Source organism: Deminuibacter soli (assembly GCF_003412455.1).
Lineage (GTDB): Bacteria > Bacteroidota > Bacteroidia > Chitinophagales > Chitinophagaceae > Deminuibacter > Deminuibacter soli.
In genome coordinates this window covers 117810-142353 of sequence record NZ_QTJU01000011.1, presented here as the reverse complement: position 1 = coordinate 142353, position 24544 = coordinate 117810, and the positions used below count along the sequence as shown (strand labels likewise).

20 protein-coding genes are annotated in these 24544 nt (G+C 47.0%); 11 read left to right on the top strand and 9 right to left on the bottom strand.

What is annotated here, in order from left to right; translation table 11 throughout:
- Positions 1 to 5: 5 nt before the first annotated feature.
- The 5 genes from DXN05_RS21630 (at position 6) to DXN05_RS21610 (ending at position 6052) form a co-directional block, all read left to right on the top strand.
- Entirely contained in the window at positions 6 to 1085 is a 1080-nt protein-coding gene (locus tag DXN05_RS21630; RefSeq protein WP_116849379.1) for a cell division protein FtsQ/DivIB, read from the top strand.
- Positions 1086 to 1127: 42 nt separating this feature from the next.
- Positions 1128 to 2507, top strand: coding sequence for a cell division protein FtsA (gene ftsA / locus DXN05_RS21625; RefSeq protein ID WP_116849378.1), 1380 nt, complete (start codon positions 1128 to 1130; stop codon positions 2505 to 2507).
- A 122-nt stretch (positions 2508 to 2629) separates the two neighbouring features.
- Positions 2630 to 4504: a cell division protein FtsZ gene (gene ftsZ / locus DXN05_RS21620; protein WP_116849377.1), complete on the top strand. Its 1875-nt coding sequence runs from the start codon at positions 2630 to 2632 to the stop codon at positions 4502 to 4504.
- A 123-nt stretch (positions 4505 to 4627) separates the two neighbouring features.
- Positions 4628 to 5554, top strand: coding sequence for a TIGR01777 family oxidoreductase (locus tag DXN05_RS21615; protein WP_116849376.1), 927 nt, complete (start codon positions 4628 to 4630; stop codon positions 5552 to 5554).
- A 39-nt stretch (positions 5555 to 5593) separates the two neighbouring features.
- On the top strand, positions 5594 to 6052 hold the full coding sequence (locus DXN05_RS21610; RefSeq protein ID WP_116849375.1) for a hypothetical protein: 459 nt from the start codon (positions 5594 to 5596) through the stop codon (positions 6050 to 6052).
- A gap of 66 nt (positions 6053 to 6118) precedes the next feature.
- Here the strand turns inward: DXN05_RS21610 and DXN05_RS21605 are convergent, their stop codons facing one another.
- The 3 genes from DXN05_RS21605 to DXN05_RS21595 all read right to left on the bottom strand — a co-directional run bounded on the left by DXN05_RS21605 (position 6119) and on the right by DXN05_RS21595 (position 8649).
- Positions 6119 to 6952, bottom strand: a complete 834-nt coding sequence (locus DXN05_RS21605; protein ID WP_116849374.1) for an ABC transporter permease — start codon at positions 6950 to 6952, stop codon at positions 6119 to 6121.
- 5 nt (positions 6953 to 6957) lie between these two features.
- Positions 6958 to 7851, bottom strand: coding sequence for an ABC transporter ATP-binding protein (locus DXN05_RS21600; protein WP_116849373.1), 894 nt, complete (start codon positions 7849 to 7851; stop codon positions 6958 to 6960).
- Positions 7852 to 8067: 216 nt separating this feature from the next.
- A complete protein-coding gene (locus tag DXN05_RS21595; RefSeq protein WP_116849372.1) occupies positions 8068 to 8649 on the bottom strand; it encodes an RNA polymerase sigma factor in 582 nt (193 codons plus the stop codon).
- 235 nt (positions 8650 to 8884) lie between these two features.
- On the opposite strand from DXN05_RS21595, the gene uvrA reads away from it, so the two are divergent.
- Positions 8885 to 11722 carry an excinuclease ABC subunit UvrA gene (gene uvrA, locus DXN05_RS21590; protein ID WP_116849371.1) on the top strand — a complete coding sequence of 946 codons (2838 nt, stop codon included), beginning with the start codon at positions 8885 to 8887 and terminating at the stop codon, positions 11720 to 11722.
- A gap of 258 nt (positions 11723 to 11980) precedes the next feature.
- Here uvrA and DXN05_RS21585 read toward each other — a convergent pair whose 3' ends face one another.
- Complete coding sequence (locus DXN05_RS21585; protein WP_116849370.1) at positions 11981 to 12403, bottom strand: DUF4293 domain-containing protein; 423 nt, start codon at positions 12401 to 12403, stop codon at positions 11981 to 11983.
- A 104-nt stretch (positions 12404 to 12507) separates the two neighbouring features.
- The gene (locus tag DXN05_RS21580) at positions 12508 to 13788 is read right to left on the bottom strand and encodes a serine hydroxymethyltransferase (protein ID WP_116849369.1); all 1281 of its coding nucleotides are present in this window, start codon (positions 13786 to 13788) and stop codon (positions 12508 to 12510) included.
- Positions 13789 to 14046: 258 nt separating this feature from the next.
- Between DXN05_RS21580 and DXN05_RS21575 the strand changes: the two genes are divergently transcribed.
- Positions 14047 to 15039, top strand: coding sequence for a sugar phosphate nucleotidyltransferase (locus DXN05_RS21575; RefSeq protein WP_116849412.1), 993 nt, complete (start codon positions 14047 to 14049; stop codon positions 15037 to 15039).
- A 165-nt stretch (positions 15040 to 15204) separates the two neighbouring features.
- Here the strand turns inward: DXN05_RS21575 and DXN05_RS21570 are convergent, their stop codons facing one another.
- Positions 15205 to 16533, bottom strand: a complete 1329-nt coding sequence (locus tag DXN05_RS21570) for an ABC transporter permease (RefSeq protein ID WP_116849368.1) — start codon at positions 16531 to 16533, stop codon at positions 15205 to 15207.
- Between the two features lie 31 nt (positions 16534 to 16564).
- A complete protein-coding gene (locus tag DXN05_RS21565) occupies positions 16565 to 17497 on the bottom strand; it encodes an ABC transporter ATP-binding protein (protein ID WP_116849411.1) in 933 nt (310 codons plus the stop codon).
- A 143-nt stretch (positions 17498 to 17640) separates the two neighbouring features.
- Between DXN05_RS21565 and DXN05_RS21560 the strand changes: the two genes are divergently transcribed.
- Entirely contained in the window at positions 17641 to 18645 is a 1005-nt protein-coding gene (locus DXN05_RS21560) for a zinc dependent phospholipase C family protein (RefSeq protein ID WP_116849367.1), read from the top strand.
- Positions 18646 to 18826: 181 nt separating this feature from the next.
- Here the strand turns inward: DXN05_RS21560 and DXN05_RS21555 are convergent, their stop codons facing one another.
- Both DXN05_RS21555 and DXN05_RS21550 read right to left on the bottom strand, forming a co-directional pair.
- Positions 18827 to 20470: an NAD(P)/FAD-dependent oxidoreductase gene (locus DXN05_RS21555; RefSeq protein ID WP_116849366.1), complete on the bottom strand. Its 1644-nt coding sequence runs from the start codon at positions 20468 to 20470 to the stop codon at positions 18827 to 18829.
- Between the two features lie 195 nt (positions 20471 to 20665).
- Entirely contained in the window at positions 20666 to 21058 is a 393-nt protein-coding gene (locus DXN05_RS21550; RefSeq protein WP_116849365.1) for a DUF3127 domain-containing protein, read from the bottom strand.
- Positions 21059 to 21276: 218 nt separating this feature from the next.
- On the opposite strand from DXN05_RS21550, the gene DXN05_RS21545 reads away from it, so the two are divergent.
- From DXN05_RS21545 to dnaA, 3 genes are all read left to right on the top strand, one after another.
- Positions 21277 to 22014, top strand: coding sequence for a 5'-nucleotidase C-terminal domain-containing protein (locus DXN05_RS21545; protein ID WP_116849364.1), 738 nt, complete (start codon positions 21277 to 21279; stop codon positions 22012 to 22014).
- On the top strand, positions 22004 to 22939 hold the full coding sequence (locus DXN05_RS21540) for a bifunctional metallophosphatase/5'-nucleotidase (RefSeq protein ID WP_116849363.1): 936 nt from the start codon (positions 22004 to 22006) through the stop codon (positions 22937 to 22939). The genes DXN05_RS21545 and DXN05_RS21540 overlap by 11 nt, the downstream gene beginning before the upstream one ends.
- 138 nt (positions 22940 to 23077) lie before the next feature.
- Positions 23078 to 24508: a chromosomal replication initiator protein DnaA gene (dnaA, locus tag DXN05_RS21535; protein WP_116849362.1), complete on the top strand. Its 1431-nt coding sequence runs from the start codon at positions 23078 to 23080 to the stop codon at positions 24506 to 24508.
- Positions 24509 to 24544: the final 36 nt, after the last annotated feature.

Genomic DNA, 24544 nt, shown 5'->3' with positions numbered 1-24544 from the left:
CAAGCATGTGGAAGAAACGCATACAATTTATTGCCTGGTGTACGCTGGGAGCAGGCATCCTGGTGTTGCTGGTGATGGCTATGCGTAAAAAAGACGAAGCGCAGTGCACAGATATCAAAATTGAAATTGAAGGTGCACAGGATCATGTGTTTGTAGATGAGAAAGATGTGCTGGATGTGCTGAAACGCAATGGCGCCGCGGTAAAGGCTCCGCTGGCAGGTATCCCGCTTCGCAGGCTGGAAACCATACTGGAAAAGGATGCGTGGATTAAGGAAGCCAATTTGTTCTTTGATAACAACCATGTATTGCAGGTAAAAATTGAAGAGCGTGAACCGCTGGCAAGGGTGTTTACCAAGCAGGGTAATTCATTTTATATCGACAGCAGCGGCAAACGCCTGCCGCTGAGCGATAAGTTGTCTGCCCGTGTACCCGTATTCACTTCGTTTCCTTCAGAGCGCGTGCATTTGTCGGGGCCTGATAGCGCGGTGCTGCAGGATGTGCGTCACATAGCAGACTTTATTGCACGCGATTCGTTCTGGGTAGAGCAGGTGTCGCAGATAGACATCACATCGCAGCACACGTATGAAATGACACCCGTACTGGGCAACCAGGTAATTATGCTGGGCGATGCGAGTGATCTGGAAGGCAAATTTGGCAGGTTGCTGAGCTTTTACAAACAGGTGTGGACGAAGACCGGCTTTGAGAAATATGAAAAAATTGATGTGCAGTACAGTGGCCAGGTGGTAGCAGTGAAGAAAGGTACGGCTAAGCAGGTGATTGATTCTGCCAGGGCCATGGAGGTATTAACCAATGGCATGGCGCAGGTGAATTCCATGCTGGGCGATACCAGTGGTGTAAGAAAGCTGGCTGCACAGGCAACATTGGCAAAGGCTGTAAAAGATACGGCGCATACGGCAGCAGCAGCACCGCCCAAACCGCCGGCAGTGCGGCCTAAACCGGGAGCAGCAACTGCAGCAGGAAACAAACATCCGGCGGCAGCGGCCAAACCACCGGCAGGTACAGCAGTACATGGCGGTGCACCAAAACCCAGGGCGGTTATGCCGGCCAGGAAAAACAAACGATAACAACAACTTTCGACAAATAACAAACAACTAAAACACTTATTTATGAACCCGAATGAAGCACCCATTATTGTGGGTCTGGACATTGGAACAACGAAGATTGCTGCCATTGCCGGACGCAAAAACGAATATGGGAAACTGGAGATACTTGGTTTTGGCCGGGCCAACAGTTCTGGAGTGCAGCATGGCCAGGTGCTCAATATTGACCAGACCATCAAAGCTATTCAACAGGCTTTGGCCAACTGCAGTGAGAGCAATCCCGACCTGGAAATTAATGAAGTATACGTTGGTATTGCAGGCCACCATATCAAAAGCCTGCAAACCCGCGGTGACCTGGTACGCCAGGATGCCGAAATTGAAATACAACGCTGGGAGGTAGAGCAGCTGATCGATAACCAGCGCAAAACCTTTATCCCGGCAGGTGATCAGATTATCGACGTGATTCCGCAGGACTTCCACGTAGATAATTTTCAAAACATTAAGGACGTTGTTGGATACAATGGCGTGAAAGTTGGTGCCAATTTCCACATCATTACCGGCGACAGGAATGCCATCCGCAACATTAACCGTGCGGTGGAAAGAAGTCAGCTGAAAACAAAAGACCTGGTGTTGCAACCACTGGCTTCTGCTTCTGCTGTAATGAGTGAAATAGATATGGAAGCAGGTGTGGCCATTCTCGATATCGGTGGTGGTACCAGTGACCTCGCTGTATTTTATGAAGGCATTCTGAAACACACTGCAGTAATTCCGTTTGGCGGCGAAAACATCACCAACGATATCCGTATGGGTTTGGGTGTATTGAAAAGCCAGGCAGAAGCCATGAAGGTGCAGTTCGGCAGCGCGCTGGCAGATGAAGCAAAAGCCAATGCCTTTATCACCATCCCTGGTTTAAAAGGCATGCCTGCCAAAGAAATCAGCGTGAAGAACCTGGCGAATATTATCCAGGCGAGGATGAGTGAGATCCTGGATTTTGTTACCTATCATTTAAAACAGGTTGGTCTTGACAACCGGGTATTAAACGGCGGTATCATTTTAACAGGTGGTGGTTCACAGCTGAAACACCTGATACAGTTAACGGAATATGTAACCGGCCTCAATGCACGCATTGGTTATCCCAATGAGCACCTGGCGGTAAATCATATAGATGAGCTGAAGAAACCCATGTATTCAACCTGTATTGGTTTAATACTGAAAGGTTACAGCGATTACGAACACAAACGCAAGGAATTTGAAAACAGGTTCAGAAGGATTGATGTTCCGGAAAGCCTGAAAAAAGATGAAGTGGCTGAAGTAGCAGTAAAAGGGCCGGTAGCGGAAGTTACCGTGGATATGCGCAAACGCAAAGGCATTAATAGTTTCTGGGATAAATTCAAAGATGGTATCATTGACCTGTTCAAAGAAGAAGGAGATCACGAAATCAGATAATATTGCGGGCTGCAATAAACAAACCGGTACCCTGGTTATGCATTGCAACCCATTGTTAACCTATTTGACCCTTTACCCTACTCTATTGAAAATTACTTACTAATCCATTTAAACGTAGAACTATGATACACTTTGATTTGCCTAAGCAAAAATCATCCATCATCAAGGTACTTGGTGTGGGTGGAGGAGGAAGCAATGCTGTGAATTATATGTATGCACAGGACATTGAAGGTGTTGATTTCATCATTTGTAATACAGATGCCAAGGCTTTGGAACAAAGCCGGGTACCTAATAAAATTCAGCTGGGGCCCTATCTTACACAAGGGCTGGGTGCAGGGGCAAACCCTGTAGTGGGCAAGGAAGCCACAGAAGAATCACTCGAAGAGATCAAACGCATTTTGGAAGTAAATACTAAAATGGCTTTTATATGCGCAGGTATGGGCGGCGGCACCGGTACAGGTGGTGCGCCTATTATCGCGAAAATTTGCCGTGAGCTGGGCATTTTAACGGTGGGTATTGTAACAACGCCTTTCGGCTTTGAAGGTCCGCGCCGTCACCAGCAGGCAGAAACAGGTATTAAAGAACTGGAGCCGTATGTAGACACCTTGCTGGTGATCAGCAACGATAAACTGCGTATCCAGTACGGCAATCTTAAAATGAAGGAAGCATTTGGCAAGGCCGATAATGTATTGGCTACAGCTGCCAAATGTATCACCGATATCATCAACAGCCGCGGTCATATTATCGTGGACTTTGCAGACGTATGTACCGTAATGAAAAACGGTGGTGTAGCTATCCTGGGCAGTGCAGCAATGGAAGGTGAAGACAGGGCGCAGCATGCTATTGAAGAAGCACTGAACTCTCCGTTGCTGAACGATAGCGAAATTCAGGGTGCCAAATGGATTCTCATCAACATCAACAGCGCCGAAGGCGACCATGAGTGTACGATGGATGAGCTTGAAATCATCAACAACCACCTGCGTATGCAGGCTGGTCCCAATACCGATGTAATTGTGGGTATGGGTTACGACAACACGCTCGACCGCAAAATTGGTATCACGCTTATCGCTACCGGCTTTGAACACAAAGATCCTTTCAAGGTAATGGAAGCAGCTGCGCCTGCATTGCCCAAAGTAGAGAAAATTGTGATGACCCTGGGGGTGGATGGTGAAGAAAAAAAGATGTATCACCAGCAGCAGAAAGCACAGCAGGCGCTTCCTTTTGAAGAAAAAGATCCGTTTGCACCGCACCTGTCTGATGGTAATACCCCTGCACCTGCAGTGGCAGAACAGCCTGTTGAAGAACAGCAGCTGCCCGAGCCTACGGTAGCGCCCGACGGTTCTTTGTATTTTGAACTGAGCACCGAGATCACACAGTCTGTAAAACCTGCTGAACCGGTTGAACCAACCGAACCGCAGATGCAGTATGTTGAACGCCCGGTAAGCAATAGCACCAATACAACAGCCGGCGGCTTTTTAAATAAGCCATCGAATATTTACGCGCAGCAGCCTTCAGGCAGCACACAGCAACCGCAGGCCCCTCAGCCACAGGCGCCGCAACCGCAGCAACAGCGTCCGCAAGCGCCAACTGCCATGCAGCCATTGCAGCAGGAGCCCCAGAAACAGCCGGTGAAGCCGAAAGAGCAGGAAGAAACAATGGATTTTCAACTGGTGATTAAAGACGAACCTGTACCAACACAGCCGGTTCAGCAAATTACCAGCTACGATATCGATGATGCGGAAGAAGACCAGAAACGCCGTGCAGCAGAACGTATCCAGAAACTGCGTAACCTGAGCTTTAACATGAGCAGTTCAGGCGACAATAGCAGCGAGTTTGAAAACGTGCCTGCCTACATCCGCAGAAACATGGATTTGTTTGGCAACACCTTGTCTTCAGTAGAAAACTTCTACAGCAAGTACACGGTGAAAGCAGACGAGAACAATGACGGTAAAATTTCAACCATCAATACTTTCCTGGATGGTAAAAAACCGGATTAATCATATTGAAAAGCTCTCTTAGTGTTTTTAGTTGTTGTTTCCCTCCCGTTTCCCGGGAGGGATTTTTTTTCCATACAGGTTGCGCATAAGCCATAATTTTACAGGAACGATTAAAACAAGCAAATGGCAACGGTAACCATTACGGGTGTTACGGGGTTAGTTGGTAAAAGACTTGCACAGTTATTACTGGAAAAAGGCTACCGGGTAATCGGCCTTAGCCGCAGCGGTAATGCACCCGTTATTGGTGTGCAAATGGCCAGATGGGATATTAAAGCCCAAACGATTGATGCCACAGCGATAGAACAGGCCGATTTTATTGTGCACCTTGCAGGCGCCGGTGTTGCAGAAAAACGGTGGACAAAAGAATATAAACAGGAAATCATTGACAGCCGTGTAAAAAGCGGTGAGCTGCTGGCACAGGCCATGAAACAGCACAGCAATAAAGTACAGGCGGTGGTCTGCGCTTCGGGTGTGGGCTGGTATGGTGCTGATACAGCTGGCAGCCGCGCAAATGGTTTTGTAGAAACCGACAAGGCTGATGATGATTTTTTAGGCAAAACCTGTGTGGTGTGGGAGCAGGCCAATAACAATATCGGTGCGCAAACTGGTGTGCGCGTGGTGAGCATCAGAACAGGTTTGGCAATGAGTAACGACGGCGGTGCATTTGCCGAGTTTAAAAAGCCGCAGCAATTTGGTGTTGCCGCCATCTTTGGATCTGGCGAGCAGGTGATCAGCTGGATACATCTCGATGATCTTTGCCGCATATACATACATGCCATTGAAAATGCACAACTGCAGGGCGCATACAATGGTGTTGCCCCGGCACCTCTAACCAATAAGCAGTTAATGCTGATGCTGGCGAAAAAGCTGCGTGGTAATTTTTATATCCCCATTCATGTGCCTGCCTTTGTTTTAAAAACCATGCTCGGCGAAATGAGCGTGGAGATTTTAAAAAGCTGCACCGTTAGTGCCGCCAAAATAAAAAGTACCGGCTTTACTTTTCTATACCCTTCTGCAGAAGCAGCGCTGGAGGAGCTATTGAAGAAATAAGTTTGAGTGGATACATGTATCAACAACTAAATATAAACAATGGCAACAAACAAAATAACGCCTGCAGATATTGAAGTAAGGCGCATAAAAGACTTTGCTTTTTTTGTAAATGAATCAATGTTCGACCAGGAAAAAATTCAAACCATTGAAGTGCGGTTTCAGCATAAACTGGATATAATGCAGGCCATCAGTTTTACGCTGCGAACGGTGTTTATTTATCCCGGTGTAGACGACCTGATCGCAGATTTACATGTAGAAAACGTTTTCGCTGTTAATAACCTGGAGCAATACAGTGATGGTAAAGGTGGCTATAACCTGCCGCATGACTTGCTGGCTATCATCGTTGGTGAATCTGTAAGTCACAGCAGGGCTTTATTCCAGAAGAACATTGCAGGAACTGCATTCCAGGGCCTAAACATCCCGATGGTAGATGCTATACAAATGACGCAGTCGTTGTTCCCTGACACAACTGCGCCTTCAAAAGAATATTTCGTTTAAAAAGCAAGCGGCGTACAAATGCAATACTGCATGTACGCCGCTTGTTGTATGAAAAAAGCAGTAAGCTTATAAATCTGCTGTTTCGAGTTTGCGTTTGCAAAGGAAGAAATACAGCGTAAGGTAGATGGCCGACATCAGTAAGAAAGAACTTACCGGTGGTGGTGCTTTTACCAGTTGTTCTACCACGCGCCTGAAAAAGGGAAACCGGATGAGCCGGTCTGTTGTTTCAAGCGGCAGGTAAGAGCCTACCGGGTTGAAGTAATGGTTGAGCAGGCCGCTGAGCATGTTTTCGAGTACCAGCGAATACAGGAAAAACAAGCCAATTGCCACACCTGATCTTTTTAATACAATACCTGTAAGCAAGGCAAACGCAGTATAACTCAGTGCCTGTATAAAAAAGTAACCGACATATTCTATTTTATCGAAGCTAAAGCTGCTGCCTCCCGATAAGCCAAAGCCCACGGCAGTAAGGAATACAAATAGTGTTGCAGCCAATGCAATAATTACCGTGAGCAGCATTTTTACAAAAATGAACTGTGTTCTGCTCAGGCCATCAATAATATTCTGGCGGTGCGTTTTATACGTGTATTCGTTGGTAATGGAGGTAATGATCAGCAGGCCGGGAATAAACAATAAAAAGCCGCTCACGTAAGTTATGCTTTGCCATACCTCTGGAAAGTCAAATGGCGAGCCTACCACTTTTTTTATCAGCGTATCGGCGGCGGCGGCCTGCTCCGGTTTTTGAACGGGGCCGGTGCCTGCATTGATGTGCGCGGTATTCTGAATATTGAACATAATGTAATTGATGCCAAAAATGCTCACCATAAACAGGATAGACAATACCCAGAACGTGCGGTAGTTTTTTACTTTCAGCCATTCTATTTTTAATAAATGCAGCATAACGATTAGTTGTTGGTGAGTTCGAAGAATTTGGTTTCAAGACTTTTCTTTTTCAAATGCAGGTGGTTGAGTACCGTGCCCTGGTTAAAGCAGTGCTGGTTAATCTGCTCCAGGTTAGCTTTTCCAACCGGGTAAGAAAGCAGCAGCACCTGGCCATCCTGCTTTACAGAAGAGTAGCCGTTCATGCTGTTTACGGCCTGCTGCAGTGCTTGTATATTCGCTGCGCCTATTTCCACCACATCTTCATTTACCAGTATTTCATCAACTGCACCGGCTGCAATAAGTTTTCCTTTTTTAAGAATGGCCACATGGGTACAAACCTTTTCCACTTCATCAAGCAGGTGGCTGGCCATGATAATGGTTTTGCCTTCTGCAGCCAGCTGTTTAATCAGGTTACGTATTTCAGCGATACCTACCGGGTCAAGTCCGTTGGTAGGCTCATCAAGCACCAGCACATCGGGGTTGCCGAGCAGGGCTGCTGCAATGGCCAGGCGTTGTTTCATACCCAGCGAATACGTGGTGAATTTGCTGTTCCTGCGTTCGTACAGGTTTACTTTTTTCAGTACAGTATCAATATCATCCAGGCCTCGTTGTTTTATTTCAGCAGTAATACGCAGGTTTTGTACGGCGGTGAGATAATGATAAAAATTAGGTGTTTCGAGCAGGGTGCCTATTTGTTTACGCAACTCTGCTGAAGAGGGTTGATCAAACCAGCGCAGGTTTCCTGCGCTTGCACGCAGCACATCCATGGCGATACCCAATAAAGTTGTTTTACCGCTGCCATTGGGGCCTAAAATGCCGAATACGCAACCTTTGGGAACGGTGAACGACACATTATCGAGTGCCTGTATGGGGCCATAGTTCTTGCTGATGGTATTAAGGGCTAGAACAGGTGTCATGTATCAGGAATTATTTGCTTTGAAGATAAGCATACTGCAGCAGTATCTGTATGCTGAATGTGTAAATGGCGCCAGGTTACAGCAAACGGCAAGTGTGGCTGACCGGTTGCGGCAGCCTGTTTGTTCAGGTATATACATGCGAAAGCGCCCCCTTGTTATTACAAAGGTGCACTTACCAACAGGCTGCCATATTATTGTTACCGCTACGCGGTGTTGCTACAGGGCAATCTGTTTTTCCTGCATTAGTTTTCGTAAGTTGATTAAGCCGTAACGCATGCGGCCCAGTGCAGTGTTAATGCTGCAGTTGGTAAGCTCTGCGATCTGTTTAAAACTGAGATCGGCAAAGTGGCGCAGTACAATTACTTCACGCTGCTCGGCGGGTAATTTCTCGAGCATGCGGTGTACACGGTCGTGGTTCTGGTGCCGGATGATCTTCTGCTCCGGCGATTCTTCTGCCACCTGTATCCAGTCGAAAATGTCGTTGTTGTCGCTGTCTACGATGGTAGGCATCCGTTTCACTTTACGGAAATAATCCACACACAGGTTGTGCGCAATACGCATGGCCCAGGGCAGGAATTTTCCCTCCTCGTTGTAACGGTTGTTGTGAATGGTGTCGATTATGCGGATAAATGTTTCCTGGAATAAGTCTTCCGCCAGGTATTTATCTTTTACCAGGAAGACAATTGAACTGAACAATTTATCTTTATAACGGTTGATCAATGCTTCAAAAGCATGCAAATCGCCTTCACTGAAGGCATGCACCAACTGAGTGTCGGTAAACTGTATAAACCTCCTCATAAACGGGTTTTTTAGGGGGTGTAAAGGGTTGAATGTCAATAATATGGGTTAAATTAAGCCTTTATGAGTAGAGATTTTTCTATATAGAATAATTTTAATGAATTGTGAATGTTATGTGAATATAAGAAGAAGATTTGTGAGAGCTGCACGTTAAGTGCAAAAAAATTGTGAATAAATATAGTTTAGTATAAGTAGCTTGCTAACTGATAGCAGAATCTGAAGAAAAAGGGGAATAATGAGCAAAACAGCAACAAAAACCGCCGCCCGGCCGGAACTTACTTCCACTAATGAAATTCTCGTAAAAGGTGCGCGGATCCACAACCTGAAAAACGTAACGGTTGCCTTTCCCAGAAACAAATTTATCGTGGTTACAGGCGTCTCAGGCAGCGGAAAATCTTCGCTGACCATCGATACCCTGTTTGCCGAGGGACAGCGGCGTTATGCAGAAAGCCTGAGCGCTTATGCCAGGCAGTTTATGGCACGTATGGTAAAGCCTGATGTAGATTACATCAAAGGGCTTTGTCCGGCTATTGCCATTGAACAAAAAGTCATTACCCGCACGCCACGCAGTACGGTAGGCAGTATGACGGAGATTTATGATTACCTGCGCCTGCTGTTTGCACGCGTGGGCCGTACCATTTCACCGGTAAGCGGGCGCGAGGTAAAGAAAGATGATGTGGCCGATGTAACGGCAGCCGTTAAACAAATGCCGGAAGGCACCCGTGTAGTGATACTGGTGCCGTTTAAGCAACATGCCAAACGCGAGGTGCGGGAAGAGCTGAACATACTGATGCAGAAAGGTTTTTCGCGCATGTATATACGTGGTGCAGCAGGTGAAAAAGCTTCGCTGCTGCGTATTGAAGAGCTGCTGGAGCAGGATGACAAGGCCCTGAAACAACAGTTGAGTAAACAAACATTACCCAATACGTATGTGCTGATTGACCGTGTGGCCGTAAAGGAATTTGAAGAAGATGACCTGCACCGCCTGTCTGATTCAATCGGTACTGCGTTTTATGAAGGCGAGGGTGAAATGTTTATTGAAATAGACGGTGATCAACTGCAGCACTACAGCAACAAGTTTGAGCTGGACGATATGCAGTTTGAAGAACCGGTACCCAACCTGTTTTCTTTCAATAACCCTTATGGCGCCTGCCCAACCTGTGAAGGTTTTAGCCAGGTGCTGGGTATTGATGATGACCTGGTAATACCCGACAGGCGGCTGAGTGTATATGAAGGCGCTGTTGCTCCCTGGAAAGGGGAGAAACTGGGCTGGTGGCGCGACCAGTTTGTAAAAGGCGCCAAAGCTATCGACTTCCCGATTCACAAGCCCATTGCTGATTTAACACCATCGCAGTACAGACTGCTGTGGGATGGCAAGGGTTCTGTTTACGGCATACATGCCTTTTTTAAGGAGGTTGAGCAAAACCTGTATAAAGTGCAGTACCGTGTGCTGTTAAGCCGCTACAGGGGCCGTACATTGTGTCCTGACTGCCATGGTTACCGTTTGCGTAAGGAAGCGCTGTATGTGCAGGTAGGCGGCAAAAATATCGGAGAGCTGTGCGAGTGGCAGGTGAAAGACCTGCTGCAGTGGTTTGACAAGCTCACCCTTACCGAGCACGAAAACCAGATAGCGAAGCGTATACTCTTGGAAATACACCAACGCATACAAACGCTGGTGAGCGTAGGCCTGGGTTACCTCACACTTAACCGCCTGGCCAATTCACTGAGCGGTGGCGAAAGCCAGCGTATACAGCTAACCCGCAGCCTGGGCAGCAACCTTACCAATTCCCTGTACATACTCGACGAGCCTTCCATTGGCTTGCATTCCCGTGATACCGAACGTTTGATTGAAGTGTTGAAACAGCTGCGCGATCTCGGCAATACGGTGGTGGTGGTGGAACACGATGAAATGATGATGCGCGAAGCTGATTACATCATTGACATGGGGCCACTGGCATCGCACCTGGGCGGCGAAGTAGTGGCTGTAGGTAACTACGATCAGCTGGTTGCCAACCCCGACAGCTTAACCGGCAAATACCTGAAAGGAGAGCTGAGCATTGACCCGCCCAAAAACGTGCGCAAATGGCGGGAGAAAATAACGGTAGAGGGCGCCAGGCAAAACAACCTGAAAGATATTTCGGTATCGTTTCCGCTGAATGTATTGTGCGTGGTTTGCGGTGTGAGCGGCAGCGGTAAAACAACCCTGGTAAAACAGATACTGTACCCTGCATTGAAAAAAATGAAGGGCGAAATAGCAGACAAAGTTGGTTTTCATAAAGCTATTACCGGTGCGGTGGAAAATATCAGCCAGATAGAAATGGTGGATCAGAACCCGATTGGTAAATCATCGCGCAGTAACCCTGTAACGTATATCAAGGCGTACGATGAAATCCGCGACCTGTATGCGAAACAGCCGCTGGCAAAAATGCGCGGCTTCCTGCCCAAACATTTCTCTTTTAATGTAGACGGCGGCCGTTGCGACGCCTGTAAGGGTGAGGGCGAACAGATTGTAGAAATGCAGTTTCTTGCCGATGTACACCTGACCTGCGAAGTATGCGGCGGCAAACGTTTTAAAGAAGAAGTGCTGGAAGTGCAATACAAAGGCAAAAGCATTTACGACGTGCTGGACATGAGTGTGGATGATGCCATTGAATTTTTTAAAGAGGATAAAGCGCTGGCCAAAGCCATACAACCTTTACAGGATGTAGGCCTAGGTTATGTAAAACTGGGCCAGAGCAGCGATACCCTTAGCGGCGGTGAAGCGCAGCGTGTAAAACTCGCCAGCTTCCTGGGCAAGGGCAAAAGCAGCGGGCAGATACTGTTTATCTTTGACGAGCCTACCACGGGTTTGCATTTTCATGATATCAAGAAACTGCTGGCCTCGTTCCAGGCGCTGATTGACCAGGGGCACTCACTGGTGGTAATTGAACACAATACCGACGTGATCAAAAGCGCCGACTGGGTAATAGATCTTGGTCCCGAAGCCGGCGACGCAGGCGGCAACCTGGTATTTGAAGGCGTGCCGAAAGATTTGAAGAAGGTGAAGGAGAGTTATACAGGGAGATTTCTGTAAGCCGGAGGCTTACAGAAAATTTGGGAATGTGGTAATTTGAAAATGTGCAAATGGGAAAACCCAAGTCTCTTAATGGGGGTAATGTGCTAATGGAAAAAGATCAAAGCGAGCATAAAAGCTATTGGAAATAAGACGGCAGGTTGTTTGTTTTGCCTGTATAAAATGACAGCGCCCTTGCATGTTTCATGAAACAATGCAAGGGCGCTTTTTTGTTTTAGTATTCTCAAATTAGCACACTTTCAAATTTTCAAATTGGCGTTACCGCAGCCTATCTACACTTTTTATCAGCTTTTCGTCCCTGCGCATACCGCGGATGGCTAGTAGGAGGAAGATGGGAATGGCGACTGCGAGTATGGATGTTAAGTCGTATTTGCCTTCGTTGGGCACAAATTTTTTAGCCTCGGTAACGTATACCACAATGTTAATGATAGACACCAGTGCGGTGATTACCGTTACCAGTACCTGCCTTTTCCGGTCTTTATACAGGAAAATGGCCACCAGTGAGGCAATGGCTACTGCTACGGTTAATATGGTAAGCACCAGGCTTTCGCGGGCATCGAGTGAAATGAATGTTTTTACATTATTCACCATTTTATTGCCGCTGAAGAACGAGAGTTTGAGTGTAAGAAAGGCTACTGCCGAGGCCAGCAGCAACCAGATGGTTTGTACACGTTGAATCATAAAGCGTTGTTTGGATGAAAGCTAAACAAGATACAAATTGTTACCGCTTTTGTTGCTTGCCCTGCCAGGTATTTCGCGGCAGGGTAAGCAACAACGCCTGCCGATTAACCCATTTCAGGATACAGTACAAACTGGCTCATGAAGTTGTTTACTTCACCTTTAAGTTGTGCCAGCAGGGTTTCATTATCGGGATTGGTTAATGCTTTGTCAATGGCATTTACCACAAATTCCATATGCTCTTCCTTCATGCCGCGGGTGGTAATGGCGGCTACGCCAAAACGAACGCCTGAAGTAACGAAAGCGCTTTTATCATCAAAAGGAACCATGTTTTTGTTGGCAGTAATGTCTGCCAGGCCAAGCACGTTCTCTGCTTTTTTACCGCTGATGTTTTTGTTGCGCAGGTCAATCAGCATCAGGTGGTTGTCGGTACCGCCGCTGATAATCTGGTAATCTTTGGCAACAAATGATTTGGCCATGGCCTGTGCATTTTTAACTACCTGCTGTGCGTAGCCGGTAAACTCATCGCTCAGAATTTCACCGAAAGCAACTGCTTTGGCAGCAATCACGTGTTCCAGCGGGCCGCCCTGTGTGCCCGGGAATACCGCCAGGTCAATCAAATTGCTCATGGGGCGGATATTGCCTTTCGGATCTTTCAGTCCAAGTGTATTGTCAAAATCCTTGCGCATCATAATGATACCGCCACGTGGCCCGCGCAGTGTTTTGTGCGTAGTGCTGGTTACAAAATGACAATGATCGAAAGGATCGCTCAGTAAGCCTTTGGCGATTAAGCCGGCGGGGTGAGCAATATCGGCCATTACAAAAGCGCCAACTTCGTCGGCTACCTTGCGGATGCGGGCATAATCCCAGTCGCGGCTGTAAGCGCTGGCGCCGCAGATGATGAGTTTGGGTTTTACTTCGCGTGCTTTTGCTTCGAGCATATCGTAATCAACCAAACCGGTTTCTTTTACCACGCCATAAAAATGCGGTTTGTACAGTTTGCCGCTGAAGTTAACGCCGGAGCCGTGGGTAAGGTGGCCGCCCATGCTCAGGTCGAGGCCAAGAATATCATCGCCGGGCTGCAGAATGGCCAGCATTACTGCGGCATTGGCCTGTGCGCCACTGTGCGGCTGTACGTTGGCATATTCAATATTGAAGATCTGTTTTAAACGGTCAATTGCCAGCTGTTCAGTCTGGTCTACAATTTCGCAACCGCCATAGTAACGGCGACCGGGATAACCCTCGGCGTATTTGTTGGTCATTACATTTCCCATTGCTTCCATTACCTGTGCACTGGTAAAGTTTTCTGAAGCAATCAACTCGATGCCATGGCGCTGGCGCTCTAACTCTTTACGAATCAAATCAAAAACCTGGGTATCCCTTTGCATGTGATTGGAAATTTGGCGCAAAAGTACGAAAACCGGGGGAGAGTGTAAAAGACCTGATCTGCCAATTCCCATGTTATGCAATCTTTTACTATTTTCACGCCCTCGAACAATGTGGGTAGGGCGCATGTTGAAGAGGAACTTGTAAGAGCAGGCACCGGCAGTAAGCGAAGCCGCAACGTGAAAAAACGGGTACAGGGGATCAGCAGAAAGACATTGATCTCTACGCAGTTGTTGCCGGGCATAAAAATGATTTCGAAAATGAAAGCGATTATTCCAGTAGCAGGTGCAGGTACTAAATTAAGGCCACATACATATACACAGCCTAAGGCACTGATACCGCTGGCAGGAAAAACCATCCTGAGCTTTATCGTAGACCAGCTGCACGATGCAGGCATACAGGAGTTTATTTTTATTGTTGGTTACCTGGGCGAAAAAATCCAGGAATATGTAAAACAGACTTATCCGGATCTTACCTGTCATTTCGTTTACCAGAACGAACGCCTCGGTACAGGTCATGCCATAGAACTCACCAAATCTATTGTAAACGACGACGAGGTATTTGTTGTACTGGGTGATACGATTTGTGAATACGATGTAAAAGAAGTAATTGAAAGTGAGTACAGCATGCTGGGCATTAAAAAGGTAGATGATCCCCGCAATTTTGGTGTGGCAGAGCTGGATGACGACGGTTTTATTGAGCACGTAATTGAAAAACCGGCCATTCCCAAAAGCAATATGGCGCTGGTAGGTTTGTATAAAATAAAAGAAAGTCATTTTTTATACGAATGCCTTGAATACCTGTTTAAAGAAGATATCCGCAGCTATGGTGAATACAACCTTACAGATGCGCTGGATTGCATGCTGAAGCGTGGTGCGAAATTCAAATCGTTCAAGGTGAAAAACTGGTTCGATTGCGGTAAGAAAGAAACCCTGCTTGAAACCAATGCCATCCTGCTGAAGAAATACGGCGCTGTAGTGCATGAAACGGTACAGAACGAAAACGCCATCATTATCCCCCCTGTAAGTATCGGCCCCGGCTGTACACTGAAGAACGCGATTATTGGTCCGCATGTGGCCATCGGCGCCAATACCACGGTGTTTTTCTCTACTGTGCGCGACAGCATCATTGGTTCTTATACACACCTGTTCGAGGTAGTGCTGGACAATTCCCTCATTGGCAGCGATGCCAGTGTAAAAGGGTTAAGCCGCAGCCTGAATATCGGCGATAATACCGAAATCGATTTCGGGTAAATTGTATGGGTGTCACCCTTCAGGGTGGCTGGTGACGAGCTGCAAGCTGATAGCAGCGAACCTGTTTGAGGTGCTTTCGGGCTGATTGGTAAGTAAACATTTTATCCTTGTTAGCGATAATAAAAAAAGTCCCGCCTGGCGGGACTTTTTTTATGGGTCATGAACTTAAGCGCGTTTAAAGGCCCACTTCATCATTTCCCCCCAGGTTATTTTTTTGCCATACATGAGTATGCCGGTGCGGTATATTTTGCCTGCCATCCAGGTGGTGAACAGGAAGCTGGCCACCAGTAACAGTATGCTGCTGATGAGCTGTACATAGGTTACCGTGCCTGGTACGCCATAGGCGATGCGCGCCATCATTACCATGGGCGAACTGAAAGGTATAATGCTGGCCCAGATGGCAACAGGGCTATCGGGTACCTGCACAGCGTTGGTCATTACAATGAAAGAAAAAATAATGGGCATGGTTACCGGCACTGTCAGGCTGCGTGAGCCTTGTATATCTTCGGTTACACTGCCAACTGCGGCAAACAGCGATGCATAAAACAGGTAACCGCCCAGGAAGTAAAAGATAAAGCAGCCGATAATCAGCGGCCAGTTGGCGGTGCTGAGGTTGTGCTTCAATTTATAGATGGCCTGCGCTTTTTCGCTGGCCTGCATCATGCCGCCGCCGGGCATAACACCACCATTTTGCTGCAGGGTTTGCACCTGTTGTAATGTTTCGTGCGGAACAAAACTGGTGGCCAGTGCAGAGAGCCCAATGATAAGTATACCCCACATTAAAAACTGGGTAAGACCGACAGCACCGATACCGATAATTTTACCCAGCATCAGTTCAAAAGGTTTTACGCTGCTTACCACTACTTCGGCAATGCGGTTGGTTTTTTCTTCCATAACGCCGCGCATCAGCATCATGCCATATAGCAGCATGGTAAGGTAAATAAGAATACCGCTGCCATAGCCTATGCCATAGGCAAGTCCCTGGTTGCTTTCACCGCTGTTATTGCCTTGCTTCAGCACCGCTTTGAGTGAGCTGATGCGGGCTGCATTGTGAATAGAATCCAGCTTTTCGCGTTGTACGCCTGCCTGCAGCAGCATGCGGTTTTCCAGGGCAGCGTTTACACTGTTTTCAATCTTGCCCATGGTCATCATGCCCAGTGATTTCTTCGATACAATAGTGTATTCGCCCTGTTTGTTGTTTGAGGCAGGCACTATCAGTAAGGCTGTATAACCTTTGCTCATGAAATTGGCAGTATCTACCTGCTGCGGGAAACTGAACTCCACATCGCCGTCGCTTTTAATACCGCTGTGGAAATAGTTTTGCGTGTCGGCAACGGCAACGGATACTTTTTCCTTGCCTGCAATGGAGAGATAAGTAGCGCCTGCAATAAACCCTACAAACAGCAGGGGTGTTAACAGGGTGGTTAATATAAAGGTCTTATCCTTTACGCGGCTCAGGTATTCGCGTTGCAGGATGAGTGAAATTTTGCTCATGTGAAATGCTTTTGCAGTGTATGGTGATGGTTTACTGTACCGGTTGAAATGCCCGGGTGATTGCTTTGGTGCCTTCTACCTCGCGGATAAAGATGTCGTTGAGGGAAGGCAGTATTTCGTGAAAGCTTTCGATGGTGATATCCTGCTGTATAAAATACTGCAGCACATCGTTGCTTTTGTAGCCATCGCTGATACTAACTTCCAGCTGTTTGGGCGATACAGCTTTGGCAGTGAAAGCCGCATGCTGCGGTGTTTGCACGGCTGAGCCCAGCTGCAGGTGAAATTTGTTTTCCTTGAACTGCTGTTTAATCTGGTTTACACCGCCATCGAGTATTTTTTTGCCGAGGTTTACCAGTACAATCTTGTCGCATATTTCTTCTACCTGCTCCATGCGGTGTGTGCTGAAGATAATGGTAGCGCCCTGTTTGGCGAGGTTAAAGATTTCATCTTTGATCAGGCCTGCATTAACGGGGTCAAGACCGCTGAAAGGCTCATCCAGAATAACCAGTTTGGGTTCGTGCAGAACGGTGGTAACAAACTGCAGCTTCTGGCTCATGCCCTTGCTCAGGTCTTCCACCTTTTTGTTCCACCAGCTTTCCATTTCCAGGCGGCGAAACCAGTATTTAATTTTTTCCATGGCTTCAGCCTTGCTGAGGCCCTTCAGCTGCGCCAGGTATAAAGCCTGTTCGCCTATTTTCATTTTCTTGTACAAGCCGCGTTCTTCGGGCATATAGCCAATATAACGCGCATCACTGGCTGCGTTAAAGGGCTGGCCGTTAAACAGGATCTTGCCTTCATCCGGGTAAAAAATGCCGGTAATCATACGAAGCAGGGTGGTTTTGCCTGCGCCATTGGGGCCAAGCAAACCGAAAATACTGCCCTGCTCAATAGAGAAGCTGATATCATCCACGGCTTTTTGTGTGGCATAATATTTTTTCAGCCCCTGCAGTTCAAGAAGCGCCATACGTAACAGGTTTTGGTGTGAACAGCGGTACAACAATGGTTGCGCCGCCGCATATGCATTATTAGTGGATGAATTTACCGAATTATTACGGGTGGTGATGCAGGTTATAATACCTTCGCTCCGATTTTAAAACCATTCATCCAATGCGTAAGATATTTACCCTGAAAACGATATGTTTTGCAGCTGCTTTAGCCCTTATTACCCTGCTCACATCGGGCTGGGGTTTTCTTGTACACAAAACCGCCCACCAGCTGGCCGTATACGAATTGCCCGGTACACTGCAGGGCTTTTTCTTCCATAACCTCGATTACCTGGAGTATAATGCACCCAGACCTGATATCAGGCGTAGCCAGGACAGCACTGAGGCTTCCAAACATTTTATTGATATTGATGCCTATGGTAACAATGCCATACATGAGCTGCCGCTGAAATGGTCTGCGGCAGTGGCAAAATATTCTGCCGATACCCTGTACAAATATGGTTATGTGCCTTACCACATCATATATATGAAAGAAAAGCTGACTGCTGCGTTTAAGTCGGGCAATAAAGACAGCATTCTTTTTTATGCGGCAGATCTTGGTCATTATGTAGAAGATGCACATGTGCCCCTGCACACTGCAGTTAATTACGATGGGCAGCTGACCAACCAGAAGGGCCTGCACTCCCTGTGGGAAAGCATGGTGCCTGAACTGGAGATCAGTAATTACAACCTTAGCACCACACACAAGGCAACGTACCTGAAAAAGCCCGATGAAGCTGTATGGAATGCCGTTCGCGGCGCCTACGCGTTGCTGCCCGATGTGTTTGGAAAAGAAAAAGAAGTATCTGCACAGTTTACTGATGCACAGAAATACCGTGTGCAGGTGCGCAAAGGCAAAGAGTATAAAAGTTATACCACAGAATTTGCCAAAGCCTACGCTGCTGCATTGAAAAATACGATTAATGAACAGCTCATCCGCTCTGCCAACCTGGTAGCCGATTTCTGGTACACTGCCTGGGTAGATGCCGGCAAGCCTGATGTAAGCAAGCTGTATACCGCGCAGGCTGATGAAGCAACCAGCCTGAAGCAGCAGCTGGATGCTTTTCACAACAATACCCTGATACAGCAACACCTGTTGCGCGCAAAGGAAGAAAAAAGCAGCGAATAGGGGCGCTGGTGAAGCCATTTCGAGAATCGAGAATCGACAGTCGAGACCATCTTAGCGAATTAGTGATCGGAGCTTAAACAGGAAAAGAGCGCAGCGCGCTCTTTTCCTGTTTAATTCACTATTGACTATTCACTATTCACCAGTAAAGCAACTTCCGCCGCAGGCGGGTAACGCCTTAACCTTAACTTACTGCTGCTATGGCAAGTGCTACGCGCTCACCGTCCATGGCTGCGCTTACAATGCCACCGGCATAACCGGCACCTTCACCGCAGGGGTACAAACCCTTTATTTGCGGGTGTTGTAAGGTAGTTGGGTCGCGGGGTATGCGTACCGGGGAGGAGGTGCGGCTTTCTGTAGCTACTGCAATGGCTTCGTTGGTGTAATAACCGCGCATTTTTTTGCCAAAGGCTTTGAAGCCACCCTGCAGGCTTTTAAATACAAAACCGGGCAGGGCCTGTTGCAGGGAGGTGCTGTGTACGCCGGGCAGGTAACTGCAATCGGGCAGGGAGGCAGAGACTTTGTTTTCACAGAAGTCGGCCATGCGTTGTGCAGGTGCTACAAACAAGCCGCCGCCTGCATTAAACGATTTTTGTTCTACTGCCTGCTGAAAATGCATAAGCAGCAGCGGGTCGGTTTCATTAAACTTTGTGTTGGGTGCCAGTGCACTAAACAAGGCCGGTTGTTTGCTGAAATACTGGAAAGCATCGTGCTGGCTCACCTGTACCACCATACCGCTATTAGCGTAAGGGTTGTTGCGTTTACTGGGGCTCCAGCCATTGACCACCAGTTCGCCGGGGCTGGTTGCTGCGGGTGCAATAATGCCGCCGGGGCACATACAAAAGCTGAATACACCGCGGCCATCAACCTGCTCAACCAGGCTATACGATGCGGGTGGCAGTTCAACCGGGCGAACCATGATATCCCTTGCCACAGCTGCCACCGCGGGTACGCTGCAATGGTATTGAATGCAATCAATGAGCGACTGCGGGTGCTCGATACGCACACCCAGTGCAAAAGGCTTTGATTCAATAAGCAGGTTATGGCTGTGCAGTAATGTAAAGATGTCACGGGCAGAGTGGCCTGTGGCAATAATAACAGCATGGGCCATAAACCGGTCGCCGCTGTGTGTGGTTACGCCCTGTACCGTTTGGTTGTTAAGTATAAACCCGGTTACTTTTTGTTCAAACAGGAATTGCCCGCCACAGGCAGTGATTTGTTCACGCATGGCAGTGATAATCTGCGGCAGCTTGTTGGTGCCAATGTGCGGGTGCGCATCGAAAAGAATGCTTTCTTCTGCACCAAACTGTACAAAGGTGTTGAGGATGCGGTTAATATCGCCTCGCTTGTTGCTGCGTGTATACAGCTTGCCATCGCTGTAAGTGCCTGCGCCGCCTTCGCCAAAGCAGTAATTGCTTTCGGGGTTTACTACGCCTTCTTTATTCAGCGCAGCCAGGTCCCTGCGGCGTGCACGCACATCTTTGCCTCTTTCAAGTACAATGGGCTGTATGCCTTTTTCAATCAGCTGCAGGGCTGCGAATAAGCCTGCGGGGCCTGCGCCTATTACAATGGCTTTTTTGGTTGCCTGTGTTACATCGGGGTATTGAACAGGCTGCAGCGGGCGTTGCTGAAAAGGTTCATCAATATAAGCCTGAACAGTGAGGTTAATCCAGGGCTGTTTGCCCCTGGCATCAATGGAGCGTTTGGTAATATAAAAGCCTGCAACCGAAGCCGGCTTTTTGCCTGCAGCCTGTGCAATATAGCTGCGTATAACAGATTCGTCTGCCGCTTCGGAAGGCAGCAGCTTTAAACTGAGTTGTTGTTGCATGCGTGTTAGGTATTTATCCTAAAAAAGTTGACAATAAAAAAAGGGGATTACACATCCCCCTTTGCAAAAATATACAATTACCGGCTTATGGCATGCATTAGCCGGTAGTGAATGCAAATGCCGTTAAAACACCGATGTTGCCTGTGTGAAAATTACCTGGCTATTGGTTTATAGCTGATAGTTGCCGGTTCAAACTCAGAAGGGCAAATCATCTACTACATCGCTGATGCCTGGCGCGGGGTTGCTGACATTATAGCCAGTGTCGTTGCCTTGCTGCGGGGGTGCATCCTGGCCGAGTTTAACGGTTTCCATGCGCCATGCATCGAGGTTGGTGATAAAGTTCTCGCGGCCATCTTTCACCCATTTAGTGCCTTTGATGTTGAAGGATACTTTTACATCATCGCCCAGTTTAAAGCGGTCGGGCATGCTTGTTTTATCCTGAACACATTGGAATTTAATATAATTGGTTATGGTGCGACCATTGATATCTTCAGATTTTTCAATGACGAACTCTCTTGTTTTGAAAGTTTCTGTGCGTTGAACAATATCGAGCCTGGCAACGAGCTTGCCGGTAATTTCGAATGACATACGATAAAATTTTAAACCCCAAACCTACACGATTAAATTGATACTGCATAGGCGGCTGTATGTGTAATTGATTTGCTTTGGACGTAAAAGAATATTTTGTTGGTGTTGTTATATAAATACTGGATAATCAAACTAAAAAAAATATAGCAGCTGAAAACAAAAAATTAAGTGATGGCAAATATTAAAATGATGTATCTTCAGAGATGTGACGCTTAACTATGAAACTGCACCTATCTGTTACATTACTTACCTTCTGGGTGATTGCTTGTACGAATGCCAAACGAACAGTGCAGGTGCAATACAGGGATTATGAGCTACGCGCATCTTACCGCACAGACAGTGTAATGCAACAATTTCTTCAGCCTTATACAGACAGCCTGTACAGGTATATGCACACCATTATCGGTTTTGCAACGTTTACGATGTATAAAAAACAGCCGGAAAGTGCTTTGGGCAATTTTTTGGCGGATGGCATGCGTGCTATGGCGGAGAAAAAGGCAGGTGTGCATATAAGTGCGGCGTTCATCAACTACGGCGGCATCAGATCGGCCATACAGAAGGGAGAGGTTTCCGTTGAGGATATATATGCGCTGATGCCTTACAACAACGTTATTGTGGTGCAGAAATGCAAAGGCAGTATTGTTCGCTCCCTGCTTGATCATGTAGCAGGGCGCAGCGGATGGCCATGCTCAGGCATCAGCATGAAAATACGCAGCCGGCAGGCGCAGGATATTGTGATTGACGGCGCACCCCTGAATGAAAATGCATGGTATTATATAGCAAACACTGATTACATTGCCGGAGGCGGCGACAATTGTTTGATGTTGCGTGGACAGGAGCAGGTAAGCAGCAATTATTTGTTCAGTGATGCAATGGTTGGATACGTGCAATCGCTTACGCAAAATGGAAAAGCCATTGGCGCAGCCGTAGAAAACCGCATAACCTATGCACCTTAACAGGCGATCATTTTTCAAAGAAACGGTTACATCATGCAGTACTTTATTTTTTTCAGCGAAAGCTGCGCGACAGCTTGCTGACGAAAAGGCATGCATTACATTACTGCATACGAACGATATGCACAGCCAGCTGCAACCCTTTCCCATGGATGGCGGGCGCTGGCAGGGCAGGGGCGGTATACAGGCAAGGGCTGCATTGATTCAGGAGATCAGGAAAACAACAGCACAGGTATTATTATTCGATTCAGGCGACTTCTTTCAACCATCACCATTGTTCAGTTTGTATAAAGGCGAACCGGAGATAAAGGCCATGAGCCTGCTGCGGTACGATGCAGTTACATTGGGCGAGCATGATTTCGATGCAGGCATTGATAACCTGTCGCACCAATTACAGCATGCCAGTTTTGCAGTGGTGAATTGCAATTATGATTTCAGCGCCACCAGTATGAAAGAACGGGTAGTGCCGTACAAAACATTTGAGAAGGGAATTATTAAAGCAGGTGTATTTGGTATAGGAATTGATTTGAAAGGGCAGACACAGGCAAACTTGTACGGCAACACAAAATGCCTTGATCCTATCGCCGCTGCAAATGAAACTGCGAACGTTTTAAGAACAAAAGAGTACTGTAACCTGGTTATTTGCTTGTCGCACCTTGGGGATAAATATTTTGACATGGGGATAATGAGTGATGAGCGGCTGGCACAACAATCATACGATATAGATGTAATTCTGGGTGCACACACGCATCGTTTTTTCGATGCGCCGCGTGTATATAAAAATCGCCGGAACAGCGACGTAGTCGTGCATCAGGCGGGTTGGGGCGGTTTGGCATTGGGGCGTTTGGACATAAATATTTCAGGAGGCGGAAAGAAAAATTTGGTTCATACCAATACTGTTATTATTGGCGAAAAAACAAGTGACTAAAAAATTTTTTTTTCAACATTAAAGGTGTGATATTCGCCCTCCTGTCCCAAAAAATTTTTTCAGTGCATTGAACGAATTTTTTGGGATTTTTTTCCCTGGGAATATTCATTACTCATAATAAATCGTTTATCATTTACTATGACCAAAACCGCTGATATAGTCTGGGCAAATTGCTTGAAGATTATCAAGGATATAGTAGAGTGGCAGCATTTCAAGACGTGGTTTGAACCGATCAAGGCGATTGAGGTAAAAGAAAATGTGTTGATGATTCAGGTACCCAGCCAATTCTTTTTTGAGTACCTGGAAGAGCATTACGTGAATCTCCTGGCCAAAACATTGAAGCGGGAACTTGGAAAAGATGCACGCCTGGAATACCGCATCATGGTCGACAGTGGTAACAATGGCCGCAATGGTACCATGGATGTGCCTGCCAGCACTGCGCGCGTATATACCAATAACGAAATGGACTTTCCGCTGGTGATCAACAACCCGGTTAAAAATCCTTTTGTTATTCCCGGTCTTAAGAAAATGCAGATCGACCCGCAATTGAATCCTATTTATACATTCGATTCATTTATAGAGGGCGACAGCAACCGTGTGGCACGAAGGGCCGGTAAAACCGTAGCAGAGAAGCCTGGCGCTAACTCATTCAATCCGCTTGTTATATATGGCGGTGTGGGGTTGGGCAAAACACACCTTGCACAAGGTATCGGTAATGAAGTAAAGCGCCTGCATCCCAACAAAGTGGTATTGTATGTAAGCAGCGAGAAGTTTATTAACCAGTTCCAGGATCATAGCCGCAACAATGCTATTAACGACTTTATACATTTCTACCAGCTTATTGATGTACTGATAATAGATGATGTGCAATTTTTTGCCCGCGCTGAGAAATCGCAGGATGCATTTTTTGCCATCTTCAATCACCTGCACCAGAGTGGCAAACAGCTGGTGCTCACTTCAGATAAGCCACCGAAAGATCTTGATGGCATGCAGGAACGCTTGCTGAGCCGCTTTCGCTGGGGCTTAAGCGCCGACCTGCAGATTCCTGACTATGAAACCAGGATCGAGATACTGGAGCGCAAAATGAAGAATGATGGTTTGGATATGCCGAAAGAAGTAGTAAAATACGTGGCATATAACATTAATACCAATGTACGTGAACTGGAAGGCGCTTTAATTTCACTGCTGGCACAGTCATCCCTCAACAAAAGAGAGATTGACCTGGAGCTTGCAAAAAAGGTACTGCGCAATTTTGTTAAAACAAGCAGCAAGGAAATCACCATCGAAGCCATTCAGAAAATGGTTTGTGAATACTTTGATGTATCGTACGATAAGCTGTTGCAGAAAACCAGGAAACGTGAAATTGTACAGGCACGCCAGATTACCATGTATCTCGCAAAAGCCTTTACCAAAAATTCGCTTAAAACCATTGGTGAACATTTCGGCGGCCGTGACCATACCACGGTAATACACAGCTGCCAGACTGTTAAAGACCTGATGGATACAGATAGCCTTTTCCGTGAAAATGTAATGGAGCTAACGCAGAAAGTGCAACTGGCCGCCATGTAATACCTGTACCACCCAACTATAAACTTATCCGTGCCC

Coding starts and splice junctions, on each gene's coding strand:
- DXN05_RS21630 (WP_116849379.1), top strand. CDS start 6: ATGTGGAAGAAACGCATACAATTTATTGCCTGGTGTACGCTGGGAGCA.
- ftsA (WP_116849378.1), top strand. CDS start 1,128: ATGAACCCGAATGAAGCACCCATTATTGTGGGTCTGGACATTGGAACA.
- ftsZ (WP_116849377.1), top strand. CDS start 2,630: ATGATACACTTTGATTTGCCTAAGCAAAAATCATCCATCATCAAGGTA.
- DXN05_RS21615 (WP_116849376.1), top strand. CDS start 4,628: ATGGCAACGGTAACCATTACGGGTGTTACGGGGTTAGTTGGTAAAAGA.
- DXN05_RS21610 (WP_116849375.1), top strand. CDS start 5,594: ATGGCAACAAACAAAATAACGCCTGCAGATATTGAAGTAAGGCGCATA.
- DXN05_RS21605 (WP_116849374.1), bottom strand. CDS start 6,952: ATGCTGCATTTATTAAAAATAGAATGGCTGAAAGTAAAAAACTACCGC.
- DXN05_RS21600 (WP_116849373.1), bottom strand. CDS start 7,851: ATGACACCTGTTCTAGCCCTTAATACCATCAGCAAGAACTATGGCCCC.
- DXN05_RS21595 (WP_116849372.1), bottom strand. CDS start 8,649: ATGAGGAGGTTTATACAGTTTACCGACACTCAGTTGGTGCATGCCTTC.
- uvrA (WP_116849371.1), top strand. CDS start 8,885: ATGAGCAAAACAGCAACAAAAACCGCCGCCCGGCCGGAACTTACTTCC.
- DXN05_RS21585 (WP_116849370.1), bottom strand. CDS start 12,403: ATGATTCAACGTGTACAAACCATCTGGTTGCTGCTGGCCTCGGCAGTA.
- DXN05_RS21580 (WP_116849369.1), bottom strand. CDS start 13,788: ATGCAAAGGGATACCCAGGTTTTTGATTTGATTCGTAAAGAGTTAGAG.
- DXN05_RS21575 (WP_116849412.1), top strand. CDS start 14,047: ATGAAAGCGATTATTCCAGTAGCAGGTGCAGGTACTAAATTAAGGCCA.
- DXN05_RS21570 (WP_116849368.1), bottom strand. CDS start 16,533: ATGAGCAAAATTTCACTCATCCTGCAACGCGAATACCTGAGCCGCGTA.
- DXN05_RS21565 (WP_116849411.1), bottom strand. CDS start 17,497: ATGGCGCTTCTTGAACTGCAGGGGCTGAAAAAATATTATGCCACACAA.
- DXN05_RS21560 (WP_116849367.1), top strand. CDS start 17,641: ATGCGTAAGATATTTACCCTGAAAACGATATGTTTTGCAGCTGCTTTA.
- DXN05_RS21555 (WP_116849366.1), bottom strand. CDS start 20,470: ATGCAACAACAACTCAGTTTAAAGCTGCTGCCTTCCGAAGCGGCAGAC.
- DXN05_RS21550 (WP_116849365.1), bottom strand. CDS start 21,058: ATGTCATTCGAAATTACCGGCAAGCTCGTTGCCAGGCTCGATATTGTT.
- DXN05_RS21545 (WP_116849364.1), top strand. CDS start 21,277: ATGAAACTGCACCTATCTGTTACATTACTTACCTTCTGGGTGATTGCT.
- DXN05_RS21540 (WP_116849363.1), top strand. CDS start 22,004: ATGCACCTTAACAGGCGATCATTTTTCAAAGAAACGGTTACATCATGC.
- dnaA (WP_116849362.1), top strand. CDS start 23,078: ATGACCAAAACCGCTGATATAGTCTGGGCAAATTGCTTGAAGATTATC.